This is a genomic window from Chryseobacterium sp. 3008163, from assembly GCF_003669035.1.
Classification (GTDB): Bacteria; Bacteroidota; Bacteroidia; order Flavobacteriales; family Weeksellaceae; genus Chryseobacterium.
The window spans coordinates 1,705,521-1,718,870 of sequence record NZ_CP033070.1 but is presented as its reverse complement, the minus strand read 5'-3'; the positions used below and the strand labels follow the sequence as shown (position 1 = coordinate 1,718,870).

At 27.2% G+C, this 13,350-nt stretch carries 10 protein-coding genes and 1 tRNA gene; 8 read left to right on the top strand and 3 right to left on the bottom strand.

The genetic code is table 11. The features are described 5' to 3' along the window. Positions 1-372 precede the first annotated feature (372 nt). Positions 373-443 (bottom strand) — tRNA-Gln (locus EAG08_RS07775). 388 nt (positions 444-831) lie between these two features. Here EAG08_RS07775 and EAG08_RS07770 point away from each other — a divergent pair. From EAG08_RS07770 to EAG08_RS07735, 8 genes are all read left to right on the top strand, one after another. Continuing rightward, positions 832-1,923 carry an AAA family ATPase gene (locus tag EAG08_RS07770; protein ID WP_129534950.1) on the top strand — a complete coding sequence of 364 codons (1,092 nt, stop codon included), beginning with the start codon at positions 832-834 and terminating at the stop codon, positions 1,921-1,923. Between the two features lie 229 nt (positions 1,924-2,152). Next, a complete protein-coding gene (locus EAG08_RS07765) occupies positions 2,153-2,950 on the top strand; it encodes a DUF4435 domain-containing protein (RefSeq protein WP_129534949.1) in 798 nt (265 codons plus the stop codon). Then, positions 2,937-4,826 (top strand): DUF262 domain-containing protein, encoded by a 1,890-nt coding sequence (locus EAG08_RS07760; RefSeq protein ID WP_129534948.1) that lies wholly within the window; start codon positions 2,937-2,939, stop codon positions 4,824-4,826. Before EAG08_RS07765 ends, EAG08_RS07760 begins: the two co-directional genes overlap by 14 nt. Before the next feature lie 422 nt (positions 4,827-5,248). Next, positions 5,249-6,058 (top strand): hypothetical protein, encoded by an 810-nt coding sequence (locus EAG08_RS07755; RefSeq protein WP_129534947.1) that lies wholly within the window; start codon positions 5,249-5,251, stop codon positions 6,056-6,058. Between the two features lie 250 nt (positions 6,059-6,308). Then, positions 6,309-7,292 carry a hypothetical protein gene (locus EAG08_RS07750; protein ID WP_129534946.1) on the top strand — a complete coding sequence of 328 codons (984 nt, stop codon included), beginning with the start codon at positions 6,309-6,311 and terminating at the stop codon, positions 7,290-7,292. A gap of 200 nt (positions 7,293-7,492) precedes the next feature. Beyond that, complete coding sequence (locus EAG08_RS07745; RefSeq protein ID WP_129534945.1) at positions 7,493-8,098, top strand: hypothetical protein; 606 nt, start codon at positions 7,493-7,495, stop codon at positions 8,096-8,098. A gap of 21 nt (positions 8,099-8,119) precedes the next feature. Continuing rightward, complete coding sequence (locus tag EAG08_RS07740) at positions 8,120-10,000, top strand: hypothetical protein (protein ID WP_129534944.1); 1,881 nt, start codon at positions 8,120-8,122, stop codon at positions 9,998-10,000. Next, on the top strand, positions 10,000-11,682 hold the full coding sequence (locus tag EAG08_RS07735) for a hypothetical protein (protein ID WP_228446822.1): 1,683 nt from the start codon (positions 10,000-10,002) through the stop codon (positions 11,680-11,682). Before EAG08_RS07740 ends, EAG08_RS07735 begins: the two co-directional genes overlap by 1 nt. Before the next feature lie 354 nt (positions 11,683-12,036). Here EAG08_RS07735 and EAG08_RS07730 read toward each other — a convergent pair whose 3' ends face one another. Beyond that, positions 12,037-12,348 carry a DUF6922 domain-containing protein gene (locus EAG08_RS07730; protein WP_129534943.1) on the bottom strand — a complete coding sequence of 104 codons (312 nt, stop codon included), beginning with the start codon at positions 12,346-12,348 and terminating at the stop codon, positions 12,037-12,039. 40 nt (positions 12,349-12,388) lie between these two features. Then, positions 12,389-13,072: a nucleotidyl transferase AbiEii/AbiGii toxin family protein gene (locus EAG08_RS07725; protein ID WP_129534942.1), complete on the bottom strand. Its 684-nt coding sequence runs from the start codon at positions 13,070-13,072 to the stop codon at positions 12,389-12,391. Positions 13,073-13,350 lie beyond the last annotated feature (278 nt).

The window sequence follows — 13,350 nt, the reverse complement described above, 5'->3', positions numbered from 1 at the left end:
ATTTAATGGAGGTAAATTTTAGTTTTTACCGCTGTTTAATTTTATAATAAAGTCCTATATCTTGAAAATCTGAAGCTTAATAAGTGTTACCATGGTGATTTTGTTTGTAATGGCTTATTAATAATAGCTTTGTTTGATTTTACGAGCAATATGTTTGCCAACCGTTCCTTTTTGTGTGAATTTATGTTAAATGTGGTATGTTAAATGTGGTATGTTTAATTGAACAGATATGACACTCTGAAAGAATGTTGATGTATTAAATTAGCAATGAGTGAAGAATTTTTACCAGTTATTTCTAGTAGAGCAAGATAAAGATATTTGGTTATTTTAATTATAGACATAAAAAAACCATCCTTAGAAAAGGATGGTTTGTAGACCCACAGGGATTCGAACCCCAACTGATGGTACCAAAAACCAGAGTGCTACCGTTACACCATGGGTCTCTTTATTTTAGTGGTGCAAATGTATCTATTTTTTTCTTTACCGACAAAAAAATATTGAAGAAATTTTAAAATTTTCTTATTTCCATAAAAAACAAAAACCATCCTTAGAAAAGGATGGTTTGTAGACATAAATGAGCAAATGTCGAAACATATTGTAAATGATATAATACTCATTAACTCAATTAATTTTCTAGAAATAATTACTACTTAATAAACAGAGTTGCTATCAATTAAGAGTTCTAGTTAGCGAGCTTTAAAATCTCAAAATTTTTCTAATATAAATACTTATATTTGATATATATTAAATACTAATGAATATAAAATCATTTACAGTTTTTAAACTTTTTGGTAAAAAAAATTTGACCTTCATTTTGAGGATAATAAATTAATTATCGTTGCTGAAAATGGGTCAGGAAAAACAATATTATTAAGGTTGTTTTTTTTATTTTTTTCCAAGCAATGGAATGAACTAGCAAAGTATGACTTCGAAGAAATAATTGCTTTTGTTAATGATAAAGAATACTCTTTTAAGAAGAATGAATATAGATCGTCTGAAATCCCTAATTATGTAATAGAAAGGCTATGTGATCTATATCCTACTTACAGAGATTTCATTCGTAAAGGATTGATAAATTATAAGGTTGACGAAATCTTAAATGATGAATTTTTGTTAGGAGATATTGAAGCTAAATATGATGTTCCACAAAGCCTACTTCTATCAATTTTAAATGAAGTCTCGTCAAATAATATAAGTGATAATAAGTACGATTGGTTAGGATCATTTCTTTATCTTCCAACTTATCGCAGAATAGAACGAAGTTATCGTGATTTGTACGGTGATATGGCGAAAAGATTAGAGCAACATTTAAGACAATTAATTCCAGAAATTGACTTGAGAATTAATGATGAAAAGATGTTTAATAAAAGTTCTTTTAGCGAAACTGAAAATGATTTACAAAAGGTTTTTGATACTATTTGGTCTAATAGAGATTACGAAAGATGGGCTTTTAGGAAAGAATATTTTAGTATGGAATTGGTCGAATTCGATATGTTTGATATTGAATTTAGAATTTCAAAACTTTTAGAAGATAAGACCTTTTCATCCTCAGAAGTGTTCCAAAGATTTATTAAAAAATCTAATAAATATCTTAGCAATGATAAAACGGTTATTTTATCAAAAGATGGAAAATCTATTAGAATAAGTATTGATAATAAGTCTCTACCTTTAACAATCTTATCAGCGGGGGAAAAACATATAATATCTCTTTTTAGTTATTTACTATATAATCCTCAAAACGTTTGGTTAATTATTGATGAACCAGAAATCTCTCTTTCAATGGGCTGGCAAGAAAATTTGATTAATGATATAATGGACTTTCATATTGATGGTATTATCGCGGCAACACATTCTCCTTTTATAGTTCCTGAAAATTTCAACAATTACACCTATGGACTTAATGAGTTCAAAGAAATTTTATGACTAAGGACTTATTTTTTGCTAAGAAGGAAGCGATAATTCCAAAAGCACGATATTTTAACCTTAAGCAAAACTATATGTCATCAGCGAAAGATGTGCATATATTTACAGAGGATGATGATGATTATGAATTTTATAGAACATCTATAACTAAAATTTATACTGATTACAAACATCATAAATATTTAATGAAGGGTAAAAGTAACTTATTAGAAGTTTATGAACTGATTGATTGGACAAGATATTCAAATCTAAACTATTATTTTTCGCTGATAAGGATTATGATGATATTGTCGGAGTGAGAATGATAACAGAGCCTAATCTGTTTTACACTAAATATTACTCTATTGAAAATTATTTAGTTACGGAGGAAGTATTTTTAATAATCTTAGATAGATTTTATGTTAATGATATTGCAGAAGAATTGCGAAACAAACTTCTAGATTTATATCGATTATCATATAAAAAGTTTATTATAAAACTTAGAACTTTGACCTGGTTCATTTTGATAGATAGATTATCGTCAAAAAAAGCAGTTTTAGAAGAATTAAAACCTCAACATCTAATTTATTTCGACAAGATGCAGCTCTTTGAAAAAAAGCTTGTCTCAAAAGAAAGGTATGAAAGAATTATGCGTTCTAATGATAGCTTAAGAAAATTACAGATTCGTGATATGACATTGAAGGATATATTGGTTAATAAATGTGGAGCAGTAGAAAATGAATATCATTTCGAAAATATTATGCACACTAGACAATTAATTATGCCTATATCTAATCACAAATTGTTTCTAAGAGGGAAATATGATTTATGGTTTCTTCTTGAAATTTTGAAAACTGTTGATAAAACTATTGAGAATATTTTTATTACTGAAAGTATTGAGCGATCACCTGAAAACCCTATGCCAAGAAAGAAGTTCGATATTACTACTCTAAATATATTTGATTTAGTAAGCTCAAAAATAACACAACCTACTGATTTATTGAATTTTTTAACCACTAATTATACTGCTTTAAATGCAAACAATTAAAACAATATTTAATAATAAAATATTTAGAATACCTGATTACCAGAGGGGTTACTCGTGGGAGAATAATAATTTGGATGATTTTTGGCAAGATCTTAATAATCTTCAGCACAAAAAAGTCCATTACACGGGTATGATTAGTGTCGAAGAAGTTAGCGAAGAAGAATATTCTAATTGGAGCGATGATCAATGGTTAATAATAGGAAAGGGTGAAAAGCCATATTTTATTGTAGATGGTCAACAGAGGATAACGACAATAATTATTTTGATTTGGGTAATCTGTCAAAAAATGCCTGAGGGGAGTCAGATTAATTTTAGTAGCAAAGAGGAAATTATTAACAAATACATATATACCGAAAATAAACAGCGACAGGAAAAAAGTTACTTATTCGGCTATCATCGGGATAATCCAAGCTACGAGTTTTTAAAACGCGAAATATTCGAGCAAAATGATAACTCAGATAATGATATAGAAGAAACTGTTTACACTAACAATCTTCTTAATGCAAAACGTTATTTTATTGATAAGGTTAAAAAAATGTCTTTAAATGATTTGGAGATACTATTTAGCAAAATAACACAACAACTTAAGTTTGATTTTAAAGAGTTGGAAAAAGAGCTTGATATATTTATTGTCTTCGAAACTATGAATAATAGAGGAAAGCCTCTTTCAAATCTAGAAAAGCTTAAAAATAGACTTATATATTTATCAACGCTTTTGAAAGATGAAAGTATTGAGAGAAAAGTGGATCTCAGAGATAAAATTAATGAGAGTTGGAAAACAATTTATAAATATTTAGGTCTTAATAAGGAACGAAAATTAGACGATGATGCTTTTTTGCAAAATCATTGGATCATGTATAAAAGATATGATAGAAGAGAACCTGAATTTTATGCCAATGATGTTTTCGACAGGTTCTTTACATCTCATAATATTCTAAATGGAAAAGAAGGTTATGAATCAATACAAAGGTATATTAAGAGTTTAACAGAAAGTGTTAAACAATGGTTTTTAATGAACAGTCCAAAACACCCACAAGCAAATGAGATTTGTAGATCAAAGATTGTAATTACTTGGCTAACGAAACTAAATCAGCTGGGTTTCAAATCCTTTGCTCCTTTGATAATGGGTGCTTTAGTTACAGAAAACGATAAAGAAAAAACTATAAAGCTATTACAATTAGTTGAATCCTATATATTTTTAATTTTTTCCGTTTCATTCAGACGTTCTAATACTGGAACATATCATTTTTTTGCTAAAGCGAGCGAACTATACAATGGTGAAATCGAAATTGAAGATATACTTACAGATCTTGAACTATGGATATATGGGAAACCAGACTATAATGGTTATTACGAAATTAGTGGGTTTTATTCATTCTTGAGAGATTTATTTTTGCGAGAAAATGCAAAGGGTTATTATGACTGGAAATTTTTAAGATATTTTTTATATGAGTATGATGTCTACATCGCCCAACAAAATAATTTAGAACATGCTTCATATGACGACTTGACTAGTGTACAATACATATTTCCTGAGAAGCCATTACTAATGTGTTGGAAAAACATGGAAGTAAAAGATTTCTCTTATCAAGAAATAAAGTATGTCGTAGGAAGTCTAGGAAATTTTGTTTTGGTAAGAAAGAACTCACATGAGCAAGATTGCTTCATTGACAAATTATCTACTTATAAAAATTACAATAATGCTAAAAATGTAGTTAGTTTAAATGAATGGAATGAAAGAACAATATTAAATCGTGGGCTTGAATTATTGAGTTTTATGGAGAAAAGATGGAATATAACAATTGGTTCTAAAGAAGAGAAGAAAAAATTATTGTTTTTAGATTTCTTAGAATTTGACAATTATATAGAAAAATAAAAAGACTAATTAAGAAAAATATATGGCATCAAAAATATTTCAATAAAACGCAAAAGCTTTCTGTTTTATAAAAGATTTGACATAATCTAACTAGTATTAAAACTGGTTGGGTTATTTTGTTTTATGCAGTTTTATTAAAAAATTGGATAAATTTTGCCATTCTTTTCTTGAATCCCATAAATTACAGAATGTTGACTGTTTCTTTTTTTCCTCATAATAGATCAAGCAGAAACTACACAGAGAAATTAGGAACGCATTAGCAACTTTGAAGGTCGTGCCTCAACACAAACTTTTTAATTATCTTAGCTATGCTATCAATTAGTTGGAAAAAAAGATTTGATTTTGTAGATTAACATATCAAAAACAATTTTTTTTCCAAGACAAACTTCAAAAATTAAAAACTAAAAACCAATTGATAACCTATGAGTTTAATTGCCAATATTAAATCAGATGCTAAACAGAAATTTCCACTCATTTATTCTGCAAATAATAACTTAGTAAAAACTTTTTTATTTAGACTTTACTCGTTTAATTTCAAAATGTTATTCTTTGTTTATTGTCTAATTATTATAATAATAATATTTTACACGCTATTTATAGATTTTGGTTTTCTAAAAATTTTAAATATAAATTTTGAAGATGCTATTAAAACCTTTACAACCACTGTTATTACTTTAGTGTCGATGAATTTATTTGTTACTAATCTTTTATTAACCCATCTGAAAGATGAGAGGGACGATTTACAATCAATTATTGATAAAAGAGTTAATTTTAAATTCATAACTTATTTAGGTTTTTCAATAATTATTAGCATATTGATTTTGTATTTTTTATCTCCTTCAATTACTAACCCAGAAATAAAATCAAATATTTTAATATTTATCTTCTCTACATTCATAATTTATATAATTTTCCTGATTTCATTATATAACAACGTTTTTAATTTTATTCATAAATCAAAAAGGAACGAGATAATTAAATCAGAATTAGAATTAGAATTTGATAGAGCATTTTATAATAATTTCCTTAAGAAAGAATTTAAAACGAGATACATAGAATTTATTCAAAATAGTGGATTTGTTAGATACAATAGTTTTGCTCCCTTAAATGATAATTTAGTGGCAATATACAAAGCAGGAAAAAATGATAGATTTTTATGCGATATTAATACAGATAAACTAAAAAACATGCTGGTCAAAATAGTTGATGAAAAAAATATTATGAAACTTTAGAACTTAATAAAAAATTAGAAAAAAATAATTCATATAGATTTCTTTTATTTTCTAAAAAGCATCCGAAAAATTTTCTAAAGTGCTTTACTTTAACTAAAACACCAATTTTAAAAGAGACTTTAGGAAATGAGAATCTGGAAAAATTATTAAAGAAAGTCAACAATAACACACTAAGCAATAAACATATAGATTTAAAAGAAAATCTCAAAAACTTAGAAGACATTTACACAAAATATATAGATTTAAATTCATGAATTGGGGATTAATTAAATATACTGAAACTATCTCTTTCGATTATATTAATGAGATCTTTTATTCAGTACAAAGAAATATTATTTTATCAGCTTCAAATAATTATCAGGAATCTTTTAATGAGCTTCTTGATTTCACTTTATCATCACTTGTTAGTAAATCATTCGGAAAATCAGAAGCATCCTTTTCTAAATCGGCTACTTTTTTAATAAACATTTATTCAAATTTACCTCAACAATACAAAGAAATTTTTGTTGAAAGGTCTGTTTCTCGATTATCTCACATGATAACTATAGCCAACTATTCAGAAGAAATCAAAAATGAATACGCCAGTTTGAGTTATTTATCCTTAATAAACATTTTAAAAGTTGCATTGGAAGAAGATAATCATACTGTATTTAATATAATATCCAAATCTATTGGAGATGACCTACAGAACTTAAATTTTGATCAAAACAATTCTGCAGAAGATTTGCTATTCAATTTTAATGTTACTTTATTATCTTGGATGTATTACTTAAGATTTAGCAATGTGATTGACTATTCTAAATATGATGTACGCTATTTAGAAGCATATTTCGATGAACTTTATTTTAACAGCAACGATAGTTTCATTAGTCGATTCTATAAGCTTTATGATGAAATAGATAAAGGATTGTGGGCTATAAATGAATGGGAAATCAATAAACCTCCTACTGATCAGGCATATTTTACTTTAATGACTAGCCAATGGCTACCATTTGGATTATTAATAATTCTTCTAAAATATGATGGGCTAATTAGTACAAATAATGATTATTCAGATATCCCATTAAATCCTAGATTTAAATATCAATTAAATAATATTAAAGAAAATCTTGATATAATTAATAATAATAAAGATATTACTAGATTTTTATCAGAGCAAAATTTTGATGAAAAAGAATTAAATAATGAATTAAATTACAGGAAAGAAAAAATTATAGAATTATTTACTTTTTAAAGAAAAGAGAAGAGATTGAGAATTATAAAATTATCAAGTCTATTCCTCTTTCACAAAAGAAAATTGAAAAATTTAGAGAGAATGTTGGGAGGTTATGGGAGGGTAATATTAAAATAATATCAATTTTAAAACACTTTGGAAATATTAAATATATCGAAAATCTGACAGAGAAAGATGGGTTAGGATATTTTAGAACTCTTTTGAAGTCAAAATTTGCATTTATTGATGGCGAAAACTTTCAAGAAATTGGAGGATTAAGTTCTTTTGGAACTCAGTTAGCAAGAGTAGTTGATACTCAATTTTTCAAAGAGGCTTTACAGATTAGTAAAGCAGTACAAGTTGAAAATATTAGTCAAAGTATTAGGGATTTCATTGATAAAGTACAGGATAGAAGCAAGATTGTAATATTTGCTGGCATACATTCTCAAAGAAAATTAGAAGATGTGAAATATTCCAATAGTGGAATCTTACCTTACTCTTATAATACTTTTTACAATATACCGATAATCAATTCATTCAATAAAAATCATATTTTCGTAATTGACTTTAATAAAGTCAAAGTGAACATTTATACAAGTAATTCAAAAAAATGGTATAATGGACAACTCTTAGTAGATATTACTGAATATCAAAAAGAAATTATAACAAATGATATAATTACCAAATGGAATGAAAACGATGGTTATGATTATAATATTGAGGAGATCGATATTTTGGAAAGTAATAATGTCAATATGAAGATTTTGTTTAAAGGCGACTATGTTTTGAAGATTCTAAAAATATTTTGGTTATTGATTGTGGTCTAAGTAGCGAGACACTTTAAGCTTATGGAAAAATACTTTGATGAATTATTTAGTTTAATATTTAAATTTGACAAATTACAGTTTAATTTTAAAGACATTCAATATACGAATGAGCTAATTAAGGAAAACATACTAACCCAAGAGGGAAATCTCCTAAACGTTAATCTTGAAACGGATTTACTTTTTGAATATTTAATTAGTTATGCTGAAAATATTCTAAACATGCCGCTTCCTCAAGAAATTTCTGATTCACTTCTATTTCATGAAAATTTTCACAACGAAATAAAAAGGCTTAATAATGCTCCTTTTTCAAATTCCTACCATGCAATTATTGATAATTTAGGTGCTTTTATTTTAGTTAAACGAAATCGTGATGGAAAAGATATTACAGAATTTTTGTTAAATCTAAATGATGAGATAAGACAAACAAACAGACATCTCTACAGCTATGAAAAACATTATTACAATGCATTAGTTAAACTAAATGTAGATCTTGAATTGGTAAGTGATGCTATACAATATTCTTTAAATGATGAGATCCATAGACATTACTCTAAAACCTACTGTAAAAAAATATCTGTTAAAAATCCGGTTTTCGCAAATAAACTTGTTGAATACTGGAGCAACGAAAAATTCGACCTGTCATTTAAATATTTGCAAAAAGACATCTTAGTAAATTTATATAGACAAGACAAAAAAGCTTTCAAAAGAGCATTTAAAGTTTTCAAAAATTCGCCTAAAATCCTGATAGACTTTCTTGTAGAAATAGATTATCAGAATGATGATGACTTACAAATTGCAATAAGAGCTGTTGAAAACATAGAATCAGATGGCAATTTCTATGGTTCTGAAATAGTTCAGTTTTATGCTAAATTATTAGAAGTAAAACCCGATTCATTAGAAATAATAAATAAAGTTTTTGATAAATTTTATGAATATTATGAGAAAGAAGATGAAGAAATCAGAGGTTGGATTGTTCATATCATATCAAGAGGAATTGATGGATTCGAGGATGAACGTTATAACTTTTTACATCACATATTGAATAAAACAGGAAACATTAGAGTAATAAAATATTTTTTTGAAAACTTTAAAGAACCTAAGTATTACTTTCATTTTTTTGAATTTGCATATACTAAATTAGAATTTAGGACTAATTTATCATTGTTTGAAGGTGGAATAAAACATTTCTGGAAAAGTAATAAAAGTGAAACTGAAGAATTTATTTTGAAATTTTTATCAAATGAAAATATTAAAAAGAGAATTGGAGGTATTCATTTGATTCTAATGGGTGTATTTGCAATAGATGTTTTACATATCGACTCTGAAATAGGTCAATTACGCTCAATAGAAGCATTTGAGAGATTTCCACACAGCATCGATAAAATAGTACCATTATTATTACAATTTAGAAGCTCCAAATATAAAGCTGTTAAAGAAGAATGCAAACTGACATTAAGTCGGCTAATTTTTGAAGCTTATCACGAACACATTTATAAAATTATTTTAAATCATCTATCCAATTCAAAAGCAGATAAAAGTCTAAAAGAATTTTTCACTAAAACTTTAGACAGCTACAATGAAATGTGTGTATTTAAAAGCAAAATCAATGACCTTTCTCCCAATCAAAATGAATATAATTTAATGGAATTGTATTACAGATTGGAGCACGAAAATCAAGCAAAAATGATGGAAGAAGTAAAAGAGGGCAAGGGAACTTTTTTAGAACATTTAGGAAAAACATCTGTAATTGTAAGGGGTAATGCCTGGAAATTGGATGGGCAAGATGAAATAAGAAAATTAGATAGTCATCAACATTCTATTCTTGTAGATGGTAGGATTTACAAAAACCCCGACCTATATGAGCACTTATTAAATTCTAATAAAAGTAAATACGATAATTAATGGATATTAAGCCAATCATTGTTAGAGAGTATTTGGAATCATTGACTGAAAGTGACGAGTTAGATTTACTTTTTCCAATGCTGCTAGAATCTAAGGGATTTACTATACTTTCAAAGCCTAAAGAATATAAGGGTTTCCCTCAATATGGAAAGGATATTGTCGCTGTAGGAAAAGATGAAGATGGTATATTAAAAAGATTTTATTATGAATTAAAAGGCGGTGAAGATAGGCATATAACCACTACAAATTTTAACAAAAAAGATGATGGTATTGTAGAATCAATAAGAGAAGCTAAGTATAAAGATTTTAAATCATCTTATAGGAATTTTGACAATCTACCATTAAAAATTATTTTAGTACACAATGGAGAGATAAAAGCAAATATTAGTGAAACATTTGCAGGATTTATTGAAAAAGAATTTCCAAAAACAGATGAAATTGAGTTTGAAAGATGGGGTATTTCAGAATTAACAAAATTATTTTCAGAAGATTTATTCGGTGTCAATTTACTAACCAATAAAAGAACTACAAAACTTTTCAATAAAGTTTTAATTAATCTAAACATCGATGATGGAATACAAAATGAATTCGAATTGCTTATTGATGCCCTTTTATTTGAAGAAGAAGTATGGATTGGATATAAAAGATCAATTCCAAGAAAATGGAAACTTATATTTGAGTCTTTAAAATTAATTTCATTTATAATATATACAGAATCAAAAGAACATAATAATTTAGAAATTGCAAAACGATATATTTCTTATTTGGTATTAAGATTTTGGTATTGGATTTTGAAAAATAGATTAGAAAAGGATAAAAAAATACTACATTATTACAATCAAGTATTTTTCTTTTATTTCAATCTTTTAACAGAGTACTTTGGAAGGACACTGCCAATAGCAAAACTAAACAATGGATTAAGCTCTGAAATTGCAGGGCGATATGAGCAAATTGGATACACAGTTAGAACATTTGATTATCTTTTTCATTTGACATTTTTTCTTAAAACGAGTATATTGTTTGACCCAAATTTTGATAAAAGAATTACACAGGACATACTAACAGGAATTATAAAAGCCAACAATGTTTCGGCTCGTCCGTTAATTGATATTCATTCATTAACAATAGTAAATGTATTGAATTTACTTATTGATATAGGGGATTTGGAGTCTGCAAAAAATTATTTGATAGAAGTTTTTGGATATGTCACTTTACGACATAAGGATTATAAAATTTTGCCTGATGCAAATAATAGTATTTCAAATGTCATAAAATTTACAGAATCAAGGATAAAACCAATTTATTACTCTGATTCGACCTCTCCACTTCTTAACGTATTAATGGAATATCTGGTTATCTTAGGAATTGAAGATAGATTTTTGTTTATGAAAAAATTCATTAATGATAATAAAATTGATTTAGGATTATTTATACCTCATCTCAATAAACACTCAACCTCTTTGGATTTGATTGAAGAAAAAGAATTGGATCTAGATGAACAACTATTTTCAAAATCTTTAAAAGATGGGTATCAATCGGAATTAAAGGTTTCAAAAGTTGATTATGAAAATATGGACTTAAATGCAGATATAAATTTTGAAGAGTTCAAGCAGAAATTATTAAAAGAAAAAATGAATTTGAATATAATTATAGAACTGACGAAGCAGGATATGGCTTCCTAAGAGATCTTGCCCATTTTCATTTCCAGACACCCTATTTTCCTGACGCTTGGCGGAAATTATTACATTTAAACTTATAATTATTTATATGTAAAATCTTCAATCTTTCTATGAAGACAAATGGGTCGCCGAGTATAAAACTTTGAAGGAGATAATATTCATATAGCTTATAATATTTAAAATGTAAGAAGTCCGCTAAAAAGCGGACACCTTATATTTTTTTCAATAGGAAAAAGAAGCTAATTTCCCCGAGTAAAGCCTCACGAAAATTAGCACCTTTTAATTTTTATTTTGAGAACCTTTATTCTCAATATTATTATTGGTTTAAATTTAGTTGAGATTAGAAAACTTCCAAAACTAAATCCAATGATAAGGTTTATCTTTTCTATTTAAATAACAATGCATCTCCTCTTTTTTAAGTTCCGGAAAAAAGTCGATTGATCGGTCAATTGCATAATCAGGCAGAAAATAAATTTCGTTTTGAATTGTATTTACAACTTTCTCATGACCATAGTATTTTATAATTTCATCAATTTCATTTTGACCTCCTCTTTCGATAATTCGAGAAATGACAGGAACATAGGCTGTCTCCCAATCTAATAAGCTAAAATCGGTGTCCCAAAAGAATTTTGGATGAATATTTGGTAAGACTTTATCTTTTATTCTCATACTATAAATATAAGGTTTTTATCTCTTTTTCGCAACAAAATCACCTTCTAAATCCTTTCCCTTTATTAATGGGAATGGCTTTTTTTGAAAGTGAACTTCCAAATTTGAGATTGGGATTTAAAACAGCTTTTTTGAGTCTTTCCTGCATTGTCTTCCAATTATTCTCTTTCCCTTGAATCATTGAAACATCATATTGTTTTCTAATACCATCAAAGTAGATTAATGAACGTGCTACTAAATTTGAATTTCCGTTATATTTTTGTTGGTAGCTATCGAGATATGACTTTAAAGGATTTTCTTCAAGAAGAAAATACATATCTACGAAATCCTTTAACCTTGCTCCACTTTGAAATATTGCGTGAAGTTTCATAGCACCAATATCATCATTTGAAATCATTCTAACATTTTCTGAAATTTTATCCATTGCTATAAGAGGATATTTGTGAGCTAAAAGGTCAACTTTTATATCTTCAATATAGGTCATAACGGTATTTTCAAAAACAATCTCATCTGTTGCCTTATATTCTTTTTGCAGGTAGCTAATTAAATCTTTTGAGTTAAAGTCTTTTGTAGTGAACAGATCAATGTCAATGGAAAATCTATGCCCTAATTTCAAGGCTAATGCGGTACCGCCAACCAAGATGAAGTCTTTTAGCATTTCATCTTTCATCAGTTTTTGAAGAATTTCCCACATTTCCCTGCTGACCGTTTCTTTGTGTAGCATAATTTCATTTTTCAGAAAATTAATCCTGAAAATGATGGCCATCTCTGAAATGGTACTAAAAGAGAGTGTTTGTCACTGATTATCGTAATACCTCAAATATGTCTATAGTAATTTAAGTTCCTAATACAATATCGACTTACAAATTCCTCTACTTTGGTAATTACATAAATACATATCTACATAGTTTCAATGTACATTATCTACATAAATAATTTAGTTTTATTGGTTTTTTATTACTAAATAATATACAGCAAATTATGTGTTCGAAGGAACACGGC